At 66.6% G+C, this 20,642-nt stretch carries 15 protein-coding genes, 1 tRNA gene and 1 rRNA gene; 7 read left to right on the top strand and 10 right to left on the bottom strand.

The window, feature by feature from the left end:
• The first annotated feature begins 814 nt into the window (after window positions 1–814).
• A complete protein-coding gene (locus BLR03_RS07565; RefSeq protein ID WP_091251357.1) occupies window positions 815–1,291 on the top strand; it encodes a hypothetical protein in 477 nt (158 codons plus the stop codon).
• Window positions 1,292–1,451: 160 nt separating this feature from the next.
• Here BLR03_RS07565 and BLR03_RS24865 read toward each other — a convergent pair whose 3' ends face one another.
• The 3 genes from BLR03_RS24865 to BLR03_RS07550 all read right to left on the bottom strand — a co-directional run bounded on the left by BLR03_RS24865 (window position 1,452) and on the right by BLR03_RS07550 (window position 3,191).
• Window positions 1,452–1,643 carry a hypothetical protein gene (locus tag BLR03_RS24865; protein WP_254788263.1) on the bottom strand — a complete coding sequence of 64 codons (192 nt, stop codon included), beginning with the start codon at window positions 1,641–1,643 and terminating at the stop codon, window positions 1,452–1,454.
• Window positions 1,644–2,017: 374 nt separating this feature from the next.
• Window positions 2,018–2,094 (bottom strand) — tRNA-Thr (locus BLR03_RS07555).
• A gap of 206 nt (window positions 2,095–2,300) precedes the next feature.
• Window positions 2,301–3,191, bottom strand: a complete 891-nt coding sequence (locus BLR03_RS07550) for a DsbA family protein (RefSeq protein WP_091251355.1) — start codon at window positions 3,189–3,191, stop codon at window positions 2,301–2,303.
• Between the two features lie 181 nt (window positions 3,192–3,372).
• On the opposite strand from BLR03_RS07550, the gene BLR03_RS07545 reads away from it, so the two are divergent.
• From BLR03_RS07545 to BLR03_RS07530, 4 genes are all read left to right on the top strand, one after another.
• Window positions 3,373–4,893, top strand: coding sequence for an alpha,alpha-trehalose-phosphate synthase (UDP-forming) (locus BLR03_RS07545; RefSeq protein ID WP_091251353.1), 1,521 nt, complete (start codon window positions 3,373–3,375; stop codon window positions 4,891–4,893).
• A complete protein-coding gene (otsB, locus tag BLR03_RS07540; RefSeq protein WP_254788260.1) occupies window positions 4,883–5,752 on the top strand; it encodes a trehalose-phosphatase in 870 nt (289 codons plus the stop codon). The genes BLR03_RS07545 and otsB overlap by 11 nt, the downstream gene beginning before the upstream one ends.
• Window positions 5,753–6,029: 277 nt before the next feature.
• On the top strand, window positions 6,030–7,112 hold the full coding sequence (locus BLR03_RS07535; protein WP_091251351.1) for an ABC transporter ATP-binding protein: 1,083 nt from the start codon (window positions 6,030–6,032) through the stop codon (window positions 7,110–7,112).
• 198 nt (window positions 7,113–7,310) lie between these two features.
• Window positions 7,311–8,729, top strand: a complete 1,419-nt coding sequence (locus BLR03_RS07530) for a DUF4032 domain-containing protein (protein WP_091251349.1) — start codon at window positions 7,311–7,313, stop codon at window positions 8,727–8,729.
• 32 nt (window positions 8,730–8,761) lie between these two features.
• Here BLR03_RS07530 and BLR03_RS07525 read toward each other — a convergent pair whose 3' ends face one another.
• From BLR03_RS07525 to BLR03_RS07505, 5 genes are all read right to left on the bottom strand, one after another.
• Window positions 8,762–10,132, bottom strand: coding sequence for an FAD-binding oxidoreductase (locus BLR03_RS07525; RefSeq protein WP_091251347.1), 1,371 nt, complete (start codon window positions 10,130–10,132; stop codon window positions 8,762–8,764).
• Between the two features lie 34 nt (window positions 10,133–10,166).
• A complete protein-coding gene (locus BLR03_RS07520) occupies window positions 10,167–12,221 on the bottom strand; it encodes a glycoside hydrolase family 13 protein (protein WP_091251565.1) in 2,055 nt (684 codons plus the stop codon).
• Between the two features lie 17 nt (window positions 12,222–12,238).
• Entirely contained in the window at window positions 12,239–13,228 is a 990-nt protein-coding gene (locus BLR03_RS07515) for a sugar ABC transporter permease (RefSeq protein WP_091251345.1), read from the bottom strand.
• Window positions 13,225–14,874, bottom strand: a complete 1,650-nt coding sequence (locus BLR03_RS07510) for an ABC transporter permease subunit (protein WP_091251344.1) — start codon at window positions 14,872–14,874, stop codon at window positions 13,225–13,227. Before BLR03_RS07510 ends, BLR03_RS07515 begins: the two co-directional genes overlap by 4 nt.
• Window positions 14,875–15,010: 136 nt before the next feature.
• The gene (locus BLR03_RS07505) at window positions 15,011–16,309 is read right to left on the bottom strand and encodes a sugar ABC transporter substrate-binding protein (protein ID WP_091251342.1); all 1,299 of its coding nucleotides are present in this window, start codon (window positions 16,307–16,309) and stop codon (window positions 15,011–15,013) included.
• A gap of 338 nt (window positions 16,310–16,647) precedes the next feature.
• Between BLR03_RS07505 and BLR03_RS07500 the strand changes: the two genes are divergently transcribed.
• Together BLR03_RS07500 and BLR03_RS07495 are read left to right on the top strand one after the other, a co-directional pair.
• A complete protein-coding gene (locus BLR03_RS07500; protein ID WP_254788258.1) occupies window positions 16,648–18,438 on the top strand; it encodes a glycoside hydrolase family 13 protein in 1,791 nt (596 codons plus the stop codon).
• A 2-nt stretch (window positions 18,439–18,440) separates the two neighbouring features.
• A complete protein-coding gene (locus BLR03_RS07495) occupies window positions 18,441–19,475 on the top strand; it encodes a LacI family DNA-binding transcriptional regulator (RefSeq protein ID WP_091251341.1) in 1,035 nt (344 codons plus the stop codon).
• Between the two features lie 61 nt (window positions 19,476–19,536).
• On the opposite strand, the gene BLR03_RS07490 is transcribed toward BLR03_RS07495, so the two are convergent.
• Window positions 19,537–20,043: an SRPBCC domain-containing protein gene (locus BLR03_RS07490; protein WP_091251339.1), complete on the bottom strand. Its 507-nt coding sequence runs from the start codon at window positions 20,041–20,043 to the stop codon at window positions 19,537–19,539.
• Between the two features lie 170 nt (window positions 20,044–20,213).
• Window positions 20,214–20,330: ribosomal RNA gene (rrf, locus tag BLR03_RS07485) — 5S ribosomal RNA — on the bottom strand.
• Window positions 20,331–20,642 lie beyond the last annotated feature (312 nt).

Genomic DNA, 20,642 nt, shown 5'->3' with positions numbered 1-20,642 from the left:
CCGCCGCCACTGGGGCGAACAGGAGCTGACATACGGAACGGCTGTAGCGCCGGTCCCGTGCCGCGTGCGTCGAACTCGCCTTCAACGCAACGTGCTCAGTGATTTTCATGGGAATGGACCATTCTGCGGATAGCAATTGGTGATGTGATTTACGCCTCGTTGGCTGTCTAATCACTATAGATCCAACGTGATTTATTCCACAAGGGGAAAGTGCATTTCCATATAGCGGAATTAACAAGGCTTAACCTTGCCCGCCCGCCGGTCGTCGGCGCACGAGGGCGGAGGACAACGGTCGTGCACTCCGACTCATCGGGAGCGGTATGTTCTGCAAGTTGACGCGCCGATTAGCGCTTGTCAATCGCTGCTTGGGATGTGATCCGCATGGCCGGGTTTGTCGTGGATGCCCGATCCCAGCTCGGCGGCGGTGTCCCGGGCCGCCGCACCCGCTGCCAGTACCAGTGCTCACTCGATCGCGCGGCCCGTGTTGGTGGAATTTGCCTTTCCACGCTGACCTTGGTCCACGGGATTTCCCGGCCATAGCCCATGCCTACACGCCGATCAGGTAGCGTCACCATCCAACGGTTTGCGATTCGAACAATGTCGGCAGGACCTGGCGCAGGGCCGCGGATGACATCCGCTACTGCTGGGTGACGTTGAAGACGTTCAGTAAGGACAACGCAAGCCGCATTGCCAGGATGCTTCTATATTCGTCAAGCCGGGTTCTGATACCAGCTCCTTGGAACTGGCCCCGCTACTTATTAATTTCCTGGCGTTGTGCAAGGATGAGTCCACTGGCCTTGGGGGGTGTCAGGTCATGATCACAGGCACGTTCAAGTACGCCGCGACTACCACAATGCTGGGGCTGATCTGCGTTCTAACAGCCTGTGGCATCGAGGCGCAGCAGTCCTCCAATACCCAGTCTTCGCCGTCCCCGCAGCATACGGAATTCGGCTCTGTCGAGGAAGCGCGCCGAGCCGTTGCCGATGTCATTGGCTGCGAGGCAGCGCCCAAGACGGACCCAATCATCAATCCGGAGCTGGCCGGTTACACAGCCGAATACGTCGTCTGTTCAAAGCGTGTCCAGGTCGAGTGGTTCAAGACCGAAGAGGCCCGAAATGCCGAGCAGCAGCTGTATGCGGACAGTACCCAGCCTTTAGCCGTCGTGGAGGGTAAGAACTGGATGGTCGTGGACATGTCCGAGGCACTTCAGGAGTCTCCGAGCGGTAAGGACCTGAAGGGCTTGGCGCAAGAGCTCGGCGGCCAATTCAAATCCTTGAATGGTGCCAAATAGTCCTAGAACGCTAGGGCGCTAAGGCCTCACCAGTACGTGGGCGCAGGGGGACGATGCGCGCCCCGCTGGTCCGGGAGACGGTCGTATAACCGAACCGGGAGCCCGTGACACGGACGGTGAGCTTGGTGCCCTTGTCGGCCGACCGGACCTTGTAGGTCGACTACCGGGCTCCAGAGATCGGGACACCGTTGCGCAGCCAGCGGTACTTGAACGCCGCGCCCCAAGTCCAGGTGCCCCGCTTCACGGTTAGGACGTTCCCGGCCTTGACGGTGCCCGTAATCGTCGGCGTGGCCGAGATCAGGGGCAGGACCGCCACCCTCGCCGACGCGTTCGTGTAACCCTTCCCATCCACGACGAGCGAGCGAAGAAAGTGGTCACATGTAGGGGCCCCTGATTTCATTGACCTTCAGCGCGCCGGGGAGCGGTTGAATGAGGCGTTGGACGACCCTTTCCTACTGGTCCCACGTCTGCCGGAGGATTCCGCCGCTGACAGCACCTGCGACCATGTTCCCGTTGGCGTCGCCGACTACTGGCGGGACGTCGATGCTCGAGAGCCACCTGACCGCTGCATCCTTGAACGATGGGTTTGCATTCAGTCCCGGGAAACAATGCTGGCGTTCCTTCACGGAAGCCAGGAGGGCGCTCTCGGCATTCCCTGTCGTGCCCTGTTTTCAGACATGAAAAACCCCTCTATCCCGGGAAAAACCGCCGGAACGGAGGGGTTCGTGGGGCCCCCTGTCGGATTCGAACCGACGACCCCCGCTTTACAAGAGCGGTGCTCTGGCCAACTGAGCTAAGGAGGCATTCCTGCGGCCTGGCCTACCCACACGTCAGATGCAAAATGGGGCAGATATCAGGACGCTAGACAAGGGTAGCCCACCGACGCCCGGTGAGAAAAACGCGGAACGCCCCCGCCGCGAAGCGACGGCCAACACGACGGCCAACAGGAAGGCCCGGCCCCGGAGAAAATCCGGGGCCGGGCCTTCGACTGCGGCCGCGTGATGTCCGGTTACTTCTTGGCGTCGACCGCGGCCTGGAGGTACTGGTCGAACGGGGTCTGGGCGCTGTCGCCGACGCCCCACTGCTTGCCTTCGACGAAGACGGTCGGGGTGCCGGTCACTCCGATCACCGCGGCCTCCTGGGTGGTGTGCTTAACCCACGGACGGAACGTCTTGTCATCCACGCACTGGTCGATGCTCTTGGCTCCAACGTCGGTGGCCATCTTCTTCAGCTCGGCATCGGAGAGCCCGGCGCTGCCTTCGGCCGGCTGCTTGGCGTACAGCTGGTCGAAGAAGTCAGAGTACTTCTCCGGGGACTCGTTCACCACGCAGGCTGCAGCGGCGGCCGCGCGGGAGGAGTAGTTGGTGGTGGACCTGCTGTCGAGGAAGCCGAGCGGGCGGTATTCCACCGTGATCTTGCCGTCATTGCGCAGCTTGGTGAGTGTCTCGTTGTACTGCGTCTCGAAGTTCTTGCAGACGGGGCAGATGAAGTCGACATAGAGGACCACCTTGACCGGCTTGCCGGCCTCAGCCTCGGCGCCGGGGGCCGTAACCGGCGACGACGGCGTGGCCGGCGCGGCGGGGAGGTCGGACAGCTTCACCGTGGCGGGATCGGTCTTGGCAACCTGGTTGTTCGCCAGCAGGGTGACGCCGCCGTGGATGTTGCCGTTGGCCGGGGTGGGCCCCTCGTCGGCCACCGGGGCGTTGTTTTTGATGTTGGACGTGACAACCAACGCCACAATCACGATGATGGCGACGACGGCGGCAACAATGCCCCAGCCGATAAGCAGCTTGTTGCGCTTGTCCTTTTTCAGCTGCGCCTCGCGGATCTCGCGGGCTTTCTCGCGCGCCGCGGCAGTGCGCTCTGCCTTAGACTGTCGGGGTTCGTTTGCGGGGCTCATTGGTTCCTCGGGTCGTTCGGCCAGGGGCGGTCCACTCAGTGGCAACTTCATCATTTTAGGGGAGAAACCCGAGAACTTGCGCTTTCAAGTTTCCCTTCCGCCTGCCCAACGGACGAATAGCCCGGAAGATTCCGTAGAGCTAGGGTTGATAGACAGCCACGAGCGACCCCAGGGGGCACCAATGGAAGCAACGGACAGCGCCGATCACGGCGCACGAGACACCACTGAAGCGGCGAAGAACGCCACCGACGGTGCAGCGACCGCTGCCGGGGCGGGGGGCCAGTTCGACTTCATCGTAGTGTCCAACCGGCTGCCCGTTGACCGCTGCTCTCCCGAGGACACGGGCTGCGAGGACGGCTGGCGCCGCTCCCCCGGCGGACTCGTTACGGCGCTGGCTCCCATGATGACCAAGACGGACGGCGCCTGGGTGGGCTGGCACGGGGCGCCCGATGAGACGGTCAAGCCCTTCAGCCACGGCGGCATCGACCTGGTCCCGGTCCATCTCAGCACGGCCGACATCGAACTTTTCTACGAGGGCTTCTCCAACGCCACCTTGTGGCCGCTGTACCACGACGTGATCGCCCCGCCGGAGTTCCACCGCACCTGGTGGGACTCCTACCGCAAGGTCAACCGGAGGTTCGCCGACGCCGTCGTTCACCACGCGGCCGAGGGGGCCACCGTGTGGGTGCAGGACTACCAGCTGCAACTGGTCCCGAAGATGCTGCGGGAGGCCCGGCCGGACCTGAAGATCGGGTTCTTCAACCACATCCCGTTCCCGCCGCCGGAGATTTTCGCGCAGCTCCCGTGGCGCCGTGCAATCATCGACGGCCTGCTGGGCGCGGACCTCGTGGGCTTCCAGCGCAGCAGCGACGCCGGGAACTTCATGCGCTCCGCCCGCCGCTTCCTGGGCGCCAGCGTCAAGCGGCAGCAGGTCCACGTCAAGGGGAACGATGGCGTCACCACCCACATCGCCCGCGCCCAGGCCTTCCCGATTTCCATCGACGTCAAGCAGATCAGCGAACTGGCGCGGAAGCCGGAGGTCATTGAGCGCGCCCGCCAGATCCGCCGGGACCTCGGGAACCCGAAAACCATCCTGCTCGGTGTCGACCGTCTCGACTACACCAAGGGCATCCGCCACCGACTCAAGGCATACGAGGAGTTGCTCGCCGACGGCAAGGTCACCGTGCAGGACGCAACCCTGATCCAGGTGGCCAGTCCCAGCCGGGAACGCGTGGAGCAGTACCGCCTGCTCCGCGAAGAGGTCGAGGGCACCGTCGGCCACATCAACGGCACTTACGACACCATGGAGAGCACGGCCGTCCGCTACCTCCACCACAGCTACCCCATCGAGGAGATGGTGGCGCTGTACCTCGCCGCGGACGTCATGCTGGTCACCGCGCTGCGTGACGGCATGAACCTCGTGGCCAAGGAATACGTCACCGCCCGGACAAACAACGACGGCGCGCTGGTGCTCAGTGAATTTGCCGGCGCCGCCGACCAGCTCAAACAGGCCCTGCTGATGAACCCGCACGACATCGACGGCCTCAAGGACACCATCATGAGGGCCGTCAACATGCAGCCGGCCGAGGCCTCCCGGCGCATGCGGGCCATGCGCAAGCAGATCCTGGATCACGACGTCGACCTCTGGTCCTCGGACTTCCTGGCCGCCCTGGCCGAAAAGGTGGTGCGCGATGACTCCTGATGCCACCGGCACCCACAATTCGGGAACCAACAATTCGGGCACCAACAAGCCAGACACGTATGATTCAGACACTGCCCGGCTCTCCCTCTCTCCCGAACTGCTCGAGGCGGTGCGCCGTATCGCCGGGACCGAGCATCTGCTCGTGGCGATGGACTTCGACGGCACCATGGCCCCCCTCGTGGACCATGCGGCCGACGCCCGCGCCCTCCCGCGTTCGGCCGCGGCCTTCGCCGCGCTCACCGGACTTCCGCGCACGACGACGGCGCTCATCTCCGGGCGGGCCCTGGACAGCCTGCGGGCCGTCGCATCCCCGCCGGAACACACTCTGCTGATTGGCAGCCACGGCGCCGAGGTCTGGATGGGCCCCGGTTCTTCGGAACTGATGCTCGACGACGCCCAACGGAAACTCCTGGCCGAAGTCCGGAAGGAGCTAGAGGGAATCGTCGAACAGGCCCCCGGGACCCTGCTGGAAGACAAGCCGGCCGGCGTCGTCCTCCACACACGGCTGGCCGCTGACGATGTCGCCGCGGACGCCGTCGCCGCGGCGCGGGCCGTCCTGCAGGACCGCAGCGGCGTCTTCCTCAAGACCGGCAACCGTGTCTTGGAGACCTCTGTGGTGCACGCCTCCAAGGGAGAAGGCATCGCCTTCCTGCGGCAGGCCACCGGAGCCACGGCGGTGGCCTTCGCCGGGGACGACACCACTGATGAGGACGCCCTGGCCAGCCTCATCCCGGGCGATCTCGGCGTGAAAGTCGGGCTTGATTTCACCCAGGCCGAGTTCCGGATCGAGTCGCCGGTGCACGTCTGCGAACTGCTCGAAGCCCTCCTCCGGGAGCGCAAACGCGCCGTCGGGGTCTGAACCTCAAACCGCGGGGGGCCACGAAAAACGGCCGCCAAGCAGGCCCGGGTGGGCAGCATCACATGTGACATCCGTAACTTTGTGGCCCAATTGGCACAAATCTGACATACTCTGTTTGTGATGTGGCGCACAGCTACCGTGCGGCGTCACTGGATACTCCTCGGCTTCGGCCGAGGAGTATGCGCATGAAAACCCACAATTAAATTAACAACTGCATAAAAAGACCATTCACTACGGATCGTCCGGCACGTACCTGCCGGTGAAGGGATTGATAACTGTGGCTACAGTTACTTTTGATAACGCAACACGTCTGTACCCGGGCACCGATAAGCCCGCTGTTGACAAGCTCAACATTGACATCGCCGATGGCGAATTCCTGGTCCTCGTTGGACCCTCCGGCTGCGGAAAGTCGACCTCCCTGCGCATGCTCGCAGGTCTTGAGGACGTCAACTCCGGCCGCATCCTGATTGGCGATCGTGACGTCACGGACGTTCCGCCGAAGGACCGCGACATCGCCATGGTGTTCCAGAACTACGCCCTGTACCCGCACATGACTGTCGCGGACAACATGGGCTTCGCGCTGAAGATCGCCGGCGTCAGCAAGGAAGAGCGCGCCGAACGCGTCCGTGAAGCCGCCAAGCTCCTGGACCTCGAGCCGTACCTGGACCGCAAGCCGAAGGCACTCTCCGGCGGCCAGCGCCAGCGTGTTGCCATGGGCCGCGCAATCGTGCGTAACCCGCAGGTCTTCCTCATGGACGAGCCGCTGTCCAACCTTGATGCCAAGCTGCGCGTGCAGACCCGCACCCAGATCGCATCCCTGACCCGCCGCCTGGGCGTCACCACGGTCTACGTGACCCACGACCAGGTCGAGGCCATGACCATGGGCGACCGCGTCGCCGTGCTGAAGGACGGCCTGCTGATGCAGGTCGACACCCCGCGCAACCTCTACGACAAGCCGAAGAACGTCTTCGTGGCTGGCTTCATCGGCTCCCCCGCCATGAACCTCCTCGAACTGCCGGTCGTCGACGGCGGCGTGCAGTTCGGCGGGACGGTCTACCCCGTCCCGCGCGACGTCCTCGAAGAGGCCCACGGCCAGACCGTGACCCTCGGCTCCCGCCCGGAAGACCTTGAGACGGTCGGCCAGGGCGAAGGCCTCCAGGTCGAGGTCGACGTCGTCGAAGAACTCGGCGCCGACGCCTACGTCTACGGCCACACCACCCTGGACGGCAAGAGCTACGACATCGTGGCCCGCGTCGATGGTCGCCGCCCCCCGATGAAGGGTGAGTCCATCTGGGTCCGCCCGCAGTCAGGCCACGTGCACCTGTTCGACACCAAGACCGGTCTGCGCCTCGGCGACTAGTCCCCACCGGCTCCCTAGCCTCGCTCCGCGTCGGCAAGGGAACCCTGCCGGCGTGGGCCCACCCACCCACGGGCACCCTAGCTTGCACCCGACGGCGGTCCTCCCCAGTGGAGGGCCGCTGTCGGGCTTTAACTGCTCCGCGTTAGGCGCGGCACCACAAACACGGAAGAATTGACCCATGACCGAGGAAAACCCCACATGACCGAGGAAAACAGTGCCCAGTGGCACGACGAGCCCACCGACTACGGTCAGATCGGGAAGCTGCCCCGGTTCGAGGCCGCCAGCGCCAATGATGACAAGGCCTCCATGGCATCCAGTTCGCTGAGCATCACGGCCGCCGCCACCGAGCCCGAACTCCTGGACCTGCCCTGGCACATCGCCCTCGAGGACTGGCCGGCAGAGCACCTGGCGGCACTCCCCCGCGGTATCTCCCGGCACATCGTGCGCTTCGCCCATCTTGGCGGGTCGGTCATCGCCATCAAGGAGACCTCGGAGCACGTCGCCCGCCACGAGTACCACATGCTCCGCAAGCTCGCCCGGCTGGACGTGCCCTGCGTGGAACCGGTGGCCGTCATCACCGGACGCACCACCCCCGAGGGCCGGCCGCTGAACCCCGTGCTGGTCACCCGGCACCTGAAGTTCTCGATGCCCTACCGCGCGCTCTTCTCCCAGATGCTGCGCAAGGACACCCTGACCCGGCTCATCGACGCCCAGGCGCTGCTGCTGGTCCGGCTGCACCTGATCGGCTTCTACTGGGGCGACGTCTCGCTCTCCAACACCTTGTTCCGCCGCGACGCCGGCGCCTTCGCCGCCTACCTCGTGGATGCCGAGACCGGCGAGCTGTACCCGGACCTCTCCACCGGCCAGCGCGAGTACGACCTCGAAATCGCCCGGGTCAACATCGCCGGGGAGCTCATGGACCTCCTGGACGGCGGCCTGATCGAGGAAAAGGTCGATCCTGTGGCCACCAGCGAGCTCATCATGGACAGCTACCGGCGGCTGTGGACCGAGCTGACGGCCAAGGAGTCGTTTGAGATCGGCGAACGCTGGCGTGTGGCCGCCCGCATCCGGCGGCTCAACGAGCTCGGCTTCGATGTCGAGGAATACGCCATCAAGACCACGCAGAACGGCTCCACCATCCAGCTCCAGCCGAAAGTTGTCGACGCGGGGCACCACCAGCGCCGGCTGCTTCGCCTCACCGGCCTGGACGCCCAGGAGAACCAGGCCCGCCGGCTCCTGAACGACATGGACTCGTTCCGGGCCGACAACAACCCGGGCATGGACGAGGAATACAGCGCGCACCTGTGGGTCAGCCAGATCTTCGAGCCGATCGTGCGGGCCATCCCGCGCGACCTCTCCGGCAAGCTCGAGCCGGCCGAGGCCGTGCACGAGGTCCTGGAGCACCGCTGGTACATGTCCGAGGCGGAGAACCGGCACATCCCCCTGGCCGAGGCCGTGCAGTCCTATATCGACAACGAGCTCCGCCACCGCCGGGACGAGGCCGCGATCATGCTCAACCCGGACACCGAGCTGCTCAAGATCCTCGAGGTGGAAACCGAGGAATCACGCTACGGCGCCGACGAATCCATCGCCGAATACCCGGACTCCGACGACTAGGCTACGTCCCGGCACGTTGTGGCACGGGCGGGCTAAATCGCCTTCCCTGGGTTCAGGATCCCCGCCGGGTCGAACAGCTCCTTGATCCGGCGCTGCAGCTCACGCACCGGTTCCTTCTGCTCCAGGCCAAGCCAGCGCAGCTTGTACTGTCCTATCCCGTGTTCGCCCGTGATGGTGCCGCCCATGGCCAGGGCCACAGCAATGGACTTGTCCAAGGCGGCGCCGAGCCGGGCCATGGCATCGGCGTCCACGGCGTTGTCCACGCGGTCGATCCAGAAGGTGGGATGCAGGTTCCCGTCGCCGGCGTGTGCCACGACCTTGAGCTGGACCCGGTACTCGGCCGCGATGGCCTCGAGCTCTGCAACATAATCCACCAGCCGCGAGCGCGGCACAGCCACGTCCTCGCCCACCCGGTATTCGTCGTCCACCTCGGTTCCGCGGCTGTTGCGGCGCAGTTCGACAAGCTGCTCTGCCTCGTCGTTGGCTTCCATGGTCACCACCGCTCCCCCGGCGGCGAGGACCGGACGGATGGCCGCGGCTTCGGCCGCCGCGCCGAAGCCGTCGGTCTGGATCAGCAGCAGGGACGCCCCGCGCGCCGTCAGGTCCGAGCCGTGGATGTCGTCGAGCTGGGCGAGCGAGCCGCCGTCGAGCAGTTCCATGATGGCAGGCTGCACTCGGGCCTTGCCGACCGCCAGGACGCCGGCCGCGGCGCTGCGGAAGTCCGGGTAGAAGGCGGCGATCGTATGGACCTCGCGCGGCAGGTACTTCAGCCGCACGGTCACCCCGACCACGATCCCCAGTGTCCCCTCCGAGCCGACGAACAACCCCGTGAGGTCGTAGCCGGCGACGCCCTTGAACGTCTGGTGGCCGGTGTGGATCAGGGTGCCGTCCGCGAGCACGACGTCGAGGGCCAGGACCGAGTCCCGCGTCACCCCGTACTTCGCGCACCGCAGCCCGCCCGCGTTGGTGGCCACGTTGCCGCCGATGGTGGACATCTTGAAGCTCGCCGGATCCGGGGCGTACATGAGTCCGTGGTCGGCGGCGGCGGCGTTGAGGTCCGCGTTGATGACGCCAGGTTCGACGACGGCGGTCTCGTCATCCGGGTTGAGGTCCAGGATGCGGTTCATCCGCTCAAGGCTGAGCACCACGCAGCCCTCGCTCGCGTGGGCGCCCCCGGAGACGCCGGTACCGGCCCCGCGGGCCACGAGTGCGACACCGCGGGCGGCGCAGGCACGCACGGTGGCCTGAACGTCGGCCACCGATTCGGCGCGGACCACGGCCTGCGGGAGCTGGTAGTCCAGGACGGGCGCCTGGTCCACGGCGTAGGCGGCCAGGGTGGCGGGATCCACGGCAATTTTCGCCGGGCCCAGGGCAGAGGTCAGCTCGTCAATGATGCTGCGCATGCGGTCTCCAGTTCGGTCGAATCCGGCTCCCAGTCTAAGACTGCTGGGCCGGCACCCGGGTCCCCGGCAGCACCCACGCCGAGGCCGCCGGGCCCAGGGTGCAGATCACGGCACTTGCGGCAGCCCCGTCCGCCCCGATCTTTGCGGTAGACGCTTCCAGTTCCGGCGCCTGCCCCGTGCCGGTCGCCATGTCCGCCTCCGTGTCCACCTCCGTCGCCGTGTCCGGGCTCAGCGCCACGCTGACCTGGGCCGTCGCGTATGCAGGGGGCCGGGCCAGGGCCGCGAGCTGGGTGTCAGCGAGCGCACCGGGCGCCAGCCGAACCTCGGCGCCGGCCCGGGCCACCACCACCAGCACGGCGCTCTGCGCGGTTTCGCGCACAAACGCCAGGACGTCCCCGTGGGCGTACAGCCAGCGCACGCCGCCGCCGGTGAGCGCGGGCTGTTCCCGGCGCAGCGCGGTGAGGGCCGCGTAGTCCGCCCGGAGGTCGGCGGGGATGCGGCCGGGGTCGTTCCACGGCATGGGCGTCCGGGAGAACTCCCCGTTGCCGCCTGTGAGCCCGAATTCATCCCCGGCGAACAGCACGGGAACCCCCGGCAGGGTGAACATCAGCAGCGCGCCAAGCCGTTGGCCGCCGTCGATCATCACGGTGGCCGCCCGCGCAGTGTCATGGCTGTTCAGGGCGTTCATGTTCTGCTGCCGCACGTTCCAGCTGAACGCGGAGGCGAGGTCCAGGTGTGTGGCCAGGAAGTCCGCGGCGTCGGTCCTGTTGGGCCCGGGCAGCGGGGTTCCGAAGAAGTTCACGTGCTCGGCGTCCCCGGCCAGCCAGGACCACAGCGGACGGGTGAAGTTGGAGTAGGTCATGGCGCCGTGCCAGTGCTCGCCGCTGAAATCCGGGGCGGCGTCGTTGGTAGCCTCGGCGAGCAGCGCGGCATCCGGGTTGATCGAGCGGACCCGGTCCGCGATCAGCCGGGCGACCTCCTGGTTGAGGTCTGTGCCGCCGAGCCTCCCGGTCATGTTGCCGACGTCGATCCGCCATCCGTCCAGATTGAACGGCGGCCGCAGCCAGCGAGCCACCGGGGAATCGTCGTCCAGGACGAATTTCTCGCGCAGGGCCCGGGAGGCCCAGTTGAGTTTGGGCAGCGAAGGGACGCCGTACCAGGCCTCGTACTCCGTGTGCTCGGCGTTGAAATAGTAATACCCGGCCTCCTCCGAGGCAGGGTCCGCCAGGGCTCGCCGGAACCATTCGTGGGCGGCGCCGGAGTGATTGGCCGTGAGGTCGCCCATGACCCGCAGGCCGCGGGCATGCGCGGCCTCGACCAGTTCCACGAGGGCTTGGTCCCCGCCCAGCAGCGGATCCACGAAGCTGAAGGTGGCGGCGTCGTAGCGGTGGTTGGAGCGGGCCGGGAAGAACGGCGTCAGGTAGATGACGTCGGCCCCGAGGGCCTGGATGTGGTCCAGCCGTTCGGTGATGCCTCGGAGGTCGCCGCCGTAGTACTGGTAGGGGGTCTGCGGGCCTGCGCCCTCCACAGGGGTGCCGTCCCAGCTGCACGGCACGGCCCAGTCGGGGACCTGGCGCGCCGGGCCGTGCGCGGGCGCGGATCGGGCAAAGCGGTCCGGGAAGATCTGGTACATCGTGCCCCGGCGCAGCCATTCGGGCGCGGGCCGGAACGTCGTGAGGCGGAAGTCGGCGTAGTCGGAGACGTCGCGGCTGAACAGTCCCTGCGCGTTCAGGCTCCAGTACCGCAGGCTGCCGCCGGCTTCTCCGCCGGCTCCGGCGCCGTCCGCGCCTCCGTCGCCGGCGGCACCCGCGGGGACTTCCAGGAGGAAGCGGTAGCGGGCCACCGGGTTGGTCACCACCGTGGCGGCCTCCCACCAGACCCAGCCGTCGGCCTCACCGAGGGCGCGGGCGGGATCGTAGCGGGGCTCGCCGTCGTGGATTGACCGGAGCCACACCTTGGAGGCCCGCCCCCAGCCGGCGGGCACGCGGAGCCGCAGGCGGATGTCCGCCCCCAGGTCCGCGCGCCCGGGCGCGTGGAGAGCCGAGCCGTCGTGGTGCGGCAGGGGGCCCGTGCCGCACGGCGGTGTCATGCCCGTCCCGTGCATGCCTAGCCCTTCACCGAGCCCTGGGTGAGGCCGCTGACGATGTAGCGCTGCAGGTAAAGGAACAGGGCCATCACGGGGACGGCGGACAGCACGGCTCCGGCGGCAAAGACTCCCCAGTTCTCGGAGCGCTGCTGGGCCACGAAGGAGTAGAGCCCGACGGCGAGCGTCTGGCTGTCCGGGTCCGTGAGCACCACGCTGGCGATCACGAACTCGCCGGAGATGGCGATGAAGCTCAGCAGGCCCACCACGGCCAGGATGGGGGTGACGAGCCGCAGGATGATGCCGAAGAAGATCTGCGCGTGGCTGGCGCCGTCGATCTTCGCCGCCTCGTCGAGGGACTGCGGCACGGTGTTGAAGAAGCCGTACATGAGGTAGGTGTTCACGCCCAGGGCGCCGCCGAGGTACACCATGATCAGGCCCAGCTGGCTGCCCAGGCCGAGGGCGGGGATGACCTCGGAGATCCCACTCAGGAGCAGGAAGATGGCGACGACGGCGAGCAGCTGCGGGAACATCTGCAGCAGCAGCAGGCTCAGCAGGCCGATCCGGCGGCCGGTGAAGCGCATGCGGGAGAATGCGTAGGCGGCCATGGCGCCCAGGAACACGGTGGCTGCCGACGTCACGCCGCCCACCACCATGGTGTTGACGAACCAATGGGCGAAGGGCCGCGAGGGATTGTTCATGAGCTCGGTGAAGTTGCCGAGATCGATCCGGCTGAAGAGCGCGTTGGATCCCACCAGGGTGCCGGTGGAGTTGAAGGCCGCGGAAAGCACATACAGCAGCGGGAAGACAGCAAAGATGGTGACCACGATCCCCACAACGTGCCGCCAGCCCTTGTCCTTGAACCAGGCGCCGAAGGCCTTGCGGCGCCGGAGGGCTGCGAGCTCGCCGGCGGGCGCGGGTTCAGCGCCGATTTTCTCGCGTGTGTTGTCGCCTGCGGCGGAGGCCTGCGGCTGGTCCGAGATGGAGACGACGCGTTGTGCGGGCCCGTTCATGAGTTCACTTCCTCAAGTGCCTTGGTCTGCTTGAAGCTGATGGCCGAGACAGTGGCCACGATGATGAAGATGATGATCGCCAGGGCGCTGGCGAGGCCGTAGTCGCGCCCGGTGCCCTGCCCGAAGGCCACCTTGTAGACGAGCGTGATCAGGATGTCCGTGGCCCCGATGTCCCGGTCCGTGTCCGCGAACCGCGGGCCGCCGCCGGTGAGCATGAAGATCACGTTGAAGTTGTTGAAGTTGAAGGCGAAGGAGGAGATCAGCAGCGGTGCGATCGAGACCAGCAGGAGCGGCAGCTTGATAGAGCGGAAAACCCGCCACGGGCTGGCGCCGTCCATCCGGGCCGCCTCGTCCAGTTCGGTGGGCAGGGACTGCAGCGCCCCGGTGCAGACGAGGAACATGTACGGGAAGCCGAGCCAGAGGTTGACCACCAGCACGCTGATCTTGGCCAGGACCGGGTCCGTCAGCCAGCCGATCGTGGCCCCGCCCAGCAGGGTCTGGTTGAGCCAGCCGAACTGCGGGTTCAGGATGCCGGACCAGACCAGACCGGAGAGGAACGCCGGAAACGCGTAGGGCAGGATCATGAGGATCCGGTAGATCTTCTTGCCGCGCAGGTCCTCGCGGTTGAAGGTGATCGCCAGAAACAGTCCCAAGGCGAAGGTCAGGGCTACGGACGCGACGGCGAAGGTGAAGGTCCAGAGGATGACGCCGAGCAGCGGACCGCGGAGGCTCGGATCGGTGAAGGCCCGCGCGAAGTTCTCCATGCCGACGTCAATCTTCCAGCCGGTGCTCAGGGTCTCGCCGCTGTCCGTGGCGAACGCGCCCTTGCCGTTGTCCCGGTAGACGGCGCCGGTGTCCGTGTCCGTGAAGGTGCCGGCACCGGCGTCGTACTTCAAAGCCGGTTTGAACTGGTAGGCGGAGCTGCCGTCGGCGGTGCGCAGGGTGCCGTCGGCGGGGTTCGCGGAGACCGGAACGGTGATGTCCAGGATCCGCTGCTGGTTGGCGACGATCTCCTGGAAGTTCAGGGTCCGGTACCCGTCCAGGGCGTTGGCTTTCCCGGTGGAGTCCGTGCCGGCGCCGGAGACCGCTTCCAGCGGTTTGCCGGTGCTGCCCAGGGAGATCTTGCCGTCCGGGTCCGTGAACAGCAGGTAGAAGGAGTCGTCCTTCGACAGCACGGCCGCCTTGTACGCCGGGGAGTCGGGGACGCGCTTCTGCGCCGTGAGCTGGATGGCCGCGATCGCGTCGTCCTTGGTGCTGTTGTGCCCGTCGCCGTAGTTGGTGAAGGCGATATAGCCGCTGAAGAACACCACGAAGACCTGGAACACGAGCAGGAACAGCACGCCGGGGGCAAGATACTTCGCGGGCAGTCCGCCCTTGCGCAGGTAGATCCAGTTGATCACCAGCACGACGGCGGCGGCGACGGCCAGCACGCCCCAGGACTGGCTGAGGAACAGCATCATAAGCACGTAGACGGCGACGGCGTCCACGAGGCCCAGCAGCACGATCTTGGCGAGCGTTCCTTTGGTGGTGTCGGGGCCGAAGGTTCGGCGGCGGGGCACTGCTTGTTTCCCCGCGGGTTTCCCGGCGGGGCGGCCGGGCGCTGCGGGGGCGGAATCGTCGGCCGGGCGGAGTTCGGTGTCTGTCATGGCTGTCTACGGTCCTCGGGAGAAAGCTGGGGGTGGTGCAGGAACGGGCCGGGCGGCATGGTGTGCCGCCCGGCCCGGTGCTGTGCGGTGTCCCGGATCCTTGGGGAGCCGGGGAACCGCGCGGGGGCTGACTGTGTTAGCCCGCGATCTTGGCCTTGATGCTGGCAGCCATCTTGGCCCAGTCAGCGGCGGGATCGCCCTGGCCCTTGATGAGGGCGAGCTCGGTGGCTCCCCAGTCCGCCCAGACGGCACTCATTTCCGGGATGGCCGGCATCGGGACGCCGGCGGCGCCGATCTTGCCGAAGGCTGCCACGACGGGGTCGCTGGCGGCCTTCTCGAAGGAGGCCTTCAGGGCCGGCGGACGGCCTCCGGCCTTGTACATCGAGTCCTGTGCTGCCTCGGTGGTGAGGTAGTTGGTGACGAACTCGTTGGTGGCGAGGGCGTTGGCGCTCTTGGAGCTGATGAAGAAGCCGTTGACGCCGATGAACGGCTGGGCGGGCTTGTCACCGGTGGTGGGCAGTTCGTCGACAGCGAACTTGATGCCCTTCTTCTGCACGTCCGGCACGTTCCACGGACCGGTCAGGTAGTACGGGGATTCGCCGGCCAGGAACTTCTCCTTGGCGATGTCACCGGTGATGTTGGAGTTGATGATCTTCTCACCGGCGTCGCCCCAGGCGGCCAGCTTCTTGGCGAACTCGACGCCGGCAGTGTCGCCGATCAGGAGCTGCTTGGGATCGTAGCCGTCGTCGGCCGACTTGCCGAAGACCTCAGAGCCCATCGAGGACTGCAGCGGGTAAAGGTGGTACGGGTCGCCCTGCTTCGGGTCCATGCCGACAAGGAACGGGAACTTCGCCTTGCCGTCGGCCACGGCCTTCTTGCCGTTGGCGATGACTTCATCCAGGGTCTTGGCGCTCTGGGGCACGAGGTCCGTGTTGCGCAGCAGTGCGATGTTCTCGATCGCGTACGGGACACCGTAGACGGAACCGTTGTAGGTCATGGCCTTGATGGAGGAGTCCTGGAACGCGGACTTCTTGTCGCCCAGTTCCACCGGGGCGATCACGCCGTTCTGGACGAACTTTCCTACCCAGTCGTGCGGGCCGACGATCAGGTCCGGGCCCTTGCCGGTGGGAACCTGGGTGATGAAGTCGTCGCGCACTGCGGCGAAGTCCTTGACGACGAGCTTGACCTCGATGCCGGTGTCGGCCTGGAACTTGGCCGTGATGTCCTTCAGCGCGGGTGAGCGCTCGGCGTCGACCCACATGGTGATCGTGCTGGCGCCGGAGGCCTTCAGGTCAGGCTTGGCCATCGCGGTGGCGGGCGCGGTGGCTGCGGCGCCGCCGCAGGCGCTGAGGGCCAGCGCGGCCACTGCGGAGATCGCGCCCGCGGTGAAGACGCGGCGGGTCGTCCCGTTTGTGAGGGTGTTCTGCACCTTCATTGGTGTCCCTTTCATAAAATCCTGCATCCACGCATAAGGCTCTGGAAGTCCATTCCAGAGCCCCGTGGCATCGTCGGTGATGTGGCTCACATCTGCAAGCGCTTCCAAAGTACACGCTAAGTCCGGCTTTGAAAAGTCAGTCTACCGAGCAGTAGCGGGGCCGCCCGGTCCCGCCGCGTCACGACGCGTCAGCGCTATGGGGTTTGCGGTTTGCCGCCCCTCCCTGCCTGGACGCCGGTCATGCAGCTGCGGATGGTCCAATCGCTTGCCGAAAATACCCGGCCGAATTTGGCTGGAAGCGTTTTCAATTTCGGCGGCCGGGGCTTACGATTACCGCCATGTCCGTTGATTCAGTTCTCTTCTCCCCCGCCGCGCTGGCCGGCATCTCTGCCGGCCCCCTGACGGGTCCGTTGACCCGGGTGCATGCCGCAGACCAGCTCCCCGGGTGGTGGCGGTCCGCTGTCATCTACCAGGTCTATCCGCGCTCGTTCCGGGACCTGGACGGCGACGGGATCGGTGACCTCGCCGGCATCACCGCCGAGCTGCCCCGTCTCGCCGAACTGGATATCGACGCCGTCTGGCTTTCGCCGTTCTACCGGTCTCCGCAGCGTGATGCCGGTTACGACGTCAGCGACTACTGCGACGTCGACCCGTTGTTCGGCACCCTGGATGATTTCGACGCCATGATGGCCGAGGCCACCCGGCTGGGGCTGCGGATGATCGTGGACCTCGTGCCCAACCATTGTTCGGACCAGCACCCGGACTTCCAGGCAGCTCTGGCCGCTCCCGTCGGCAGTCCGGAACGGGACATGTTCATTTTCCGCGACGGCCGCGGGACGTTTGGCCAAGAGCCGCCGAACAACTGGCAGTCCCACTTTGGCGGACCGGCCTGGACCCGGATTACCGAGCCGGACGGCGCCCCGGGCCAGTGGTACCTGCACCTCTTCGATTCCTCCCAGCCGGACTTCAACTGGGACAACCGCGCGGTCCACGAGGAATTCGAGCGAGTCCTGCGCTTCTGGCTGGACCGCGGGGTTTCCGGGTTCCGGGTGGACGTGGCGCACGCCCTGGTCAAGGCCCCCGGACTGCCCGAGTGGGGCGGCCGCGCCGACGGGAACAGCTGCGACGGCTTTCCCGGCCACGACGCTCCGATGTTCGGCCAGCCCGCCCTGCATGACATCTACCGCCAGTGGCGGCGGATTCTGGCAGAGTACGGCCCGGACCGGATCCTCTGCGCCGAGGCCAATGTGGACCCGCTCCCCCGCCTGGCCGACTGGGTCCGCCCGGACGAAATGCACCAGGCCTTCAACTTCCCGTACCTTCACGCGGGCCTCGACGTGCACCGCATGCGCCACGTCATCACCGAGTCCCTGACGGCGCTGGACGCCGTCGCGGCTCCCAGCACCTGGGTGCTCTCCAACCACGACGTCGTCCGCCACGCCACCCGCTTCGGGTACAGCGGCCAGGCGCCGCGCGACGGTGACGGAATCGGCGCCTCGGACCCGCAGCCCGACGAGGATCTGGGCCGGTCCCGAGCAGCCGCCGCGTCCATGTTCATGCTGGGGCTGCCCGGCGGGGCCTACCTGTACCAGGGTGAGGAGCTGGGCCTCCCGGACGGAACCGACATCCCGGACGCCCGGCGCCAGGACCCCACCTTCGCCCGCACCGGCGGCGCGCGGCTGGGCCGCGACGGTTGCCGTGTCCCGCTGCCCTGGCGGGGCGGGGAACTGCACGCAGGATTCGGCGACGGGCAGGATCCCTGGCTGCCGCAGCCGGAGAACTTCGCGGGCCTGGCGCGGGATGTGCAGGCCGCGTCGCCGTCGTCGCACTTGAACTTGTACAAGCGCATGCTGGATTTGCGCCGCGGGTTGGACCTGGGCCGCGGCTCCCTGTCCTGGTATGAGGACCTGTGCACGGACACGAGCCTGGCCTTCCTCAACGGGACCACGCTGGTGCTCCTGAACACGGGCTATGAACCGCTGGAGATGCCTGCCGGACGGGTTCTGCTGCGCAGTTCAACGCCCCCGGGCGCAGGTTACGCAGCCGGGGACATGTCCAGTGCCGGGGATCAGTTAAGCTCAGGTGAAACTGTTTGGCTGGAAATCTACATCGAGGACACGGAGGGGTAGGAATGCCCGGCATCAAGGACGTTGCGGAACGGTCCGGCCTCTCCATCGCCACCGTTTCGCGCGCCTTGAGCGGCAAGGGCAACGTCTCCGCCCGCAGCCGGGAACGTGCCCGGGCCGCCGCCGCCGAGCTCGGCTTCGTCCTGTCCTACCACGCTTCCAGCCTGGCCTCCGGGCGTAACCACAATGTCGGCGTCGTGGTGCCTTCGGTCCACCGGTGGTTCTTTTCCTCGGTGGTCGAAGGCGTCTCGGCGACCCTCCTGGACGCCGGCTACGACCTCACGCTGTACAACGTGAGCGAGGGGCAGGAGCGCCGGCACAGCGTGCTGAACGACTTCCTGCTGCGCAAACGCGTGGACGCCGTGATCGCGGTATCCCTGGAGCTCTCCGAGGCGGAGATTGACCAGCTGCTGGCCATCCACCGCCCGATCGTGGGGATCGGCGGACCCCTTCCCGGAGCCTCGACGATCCGCATCAATGACTCCGGCATCGCGGAGGCCGCGGCGCGGCACCTGATCCAGCTCGGCCACAGCAGGATCGCCCACATGACCGGCGACGCCGCCTATGAGCAGGACTTCCGCCTGCCGGGGACCCGCCAGGCGGGGTTCAAGAAAGCCATGCGGGACGCGGGACTGGCCGTCCGGCCGGAGTGGCAGGTCTCTGCGGATTTCACGATCCAGGGAGCCTACGCCAGCGCGCGGCAGTTGCTAGGCAGTTCGGCGGAGCGTCCCACGGCTGTCTTTGCCGCCTCCGATGAGATGGCGATCGGCACCATTCTCGCGGCCCGGGATTTCGGCCTGCGCGTGCCGGATGACCTCTCGGTCATCGGCATCGACGGCCATGAGCTGGGCGAAGTCTTCGGGCTGACCACGATCGATCAGGACGCGCGGGGCCAGGGCGCGCTGGCCGTGCGGCGCCTGCTGGCAGGGCTCGACGGCGGCGCGGACGCGGACGCCGCAGACACCGAATACCCCACCCGCTTTGTAATCCGGTCCAGCACTGCCGTTCCGCCCATCGACCAGGGGCCCCTGCGCAACTAGGCATCGGGCTGCGCGGCCCCGTCAGAGGCTGCCGTCGTCCAGGAGTGCGTCTAGGGCTCGCTCAGGCGTCCGGGCTGCCGGTGCCGGCGCCGCCCATGAACCGGACGAAGCGGTCCAGGACACCGGGCCAGCCGGCCGCATAGTCGGCCCGGGTTGCCGCGGGATCTTCGGCGCCTTCCCAGCCGCTGTGCACCAGGCGCAGCTCCGTCCCGTCACCGACCGCCTTGAACGCCACCCGGAGCTCGGTGGACCACATGGCCGTGGTTCCAGGGTGCCAGCTGGCATGGAAGGACAGCGGAGGCTGCCAGTCATCTATCGATCCCCAGACGGCTGTCCTGCCATCATCCGAGGTCTCCAGGATCAGGCTCTCCTCGAACTCCACGTAGGAGCCGAGGCCATAGACGCTGTGGTCCTCCATCGGCCACCAGAGGTGCGTGTGTTCGGTGAAGCCCATGAACGCCCGGGCGACAGCGCCAGGGACCACAACACTGACGACGACGGGATCAAGTTCGTCGGCCGGCTCAGGTTCCGGCGCGCTCGACGGAGCATGGCTGAAGAGGTTATCCATGGGCAACCACTCTACCCGCGCGACGCTCACGCACGTCCCGGGGTGGGCCGGTGGTGCGGGGAGATCCGCCGGGGGTGTGCCGGTGCTGCGGATGGGTTCGTGGCCCGTTAGGGGTGTTAAATGCGGGAGGACCCCCAACGTGTGTTGGGGGTCCTCGACCTGTAATAGTGTTCCGGCGGTGACCTACTCTCCCACACCCTCCCGGGTGCAGTACCATCGGCGCTGTGGGTCTTAGCTTCCGGGTTCGGAATGGGACCGGGCGTTTCCCCCACGCTATGACCGCCGTAACCCTTGCTCCACCGCCTTGCACCCTGGGGGTGTGGCGGGGAAATCTGTGGTTACAACCTGCTGCACCGGTGGTGCTGGTGCAGTTGTGGTGTTGTTTATGTTGTTGTGGTTTGTTCCTGTTGCAACGTGCCGCGGGTGCGGGTTTGTTGGTTGGGAACCACATAGTGGACGCAAGCAGTCTTGTTTCTTTGTACCACCCCTGGGTGCGAACCCCTTTTGAAACGGGTTCGCGGGGTGGTGTGTGGTGTAAGTTATCGGCCTATTAGTACCGGTCAGCTTCACGAGTCGTTAGTCCTCGCTTCCACATCCGG

The sequence above is a fragment of the Arthrobacter sp. ok909 genome (assembly GCF_900104405.1).
Classification (GTDB): Bacteria; Actinomycetota; Actinomycetes; order Actinomycetales; family Micrococcaceae; genus Arthrobacter; species Arthrobacter humicola.
The sequence above is the reverse complement of the archived record's forward strand: the minus strand, read 5'-3'. Positions and strand labels throughout refer to the sequence as shown.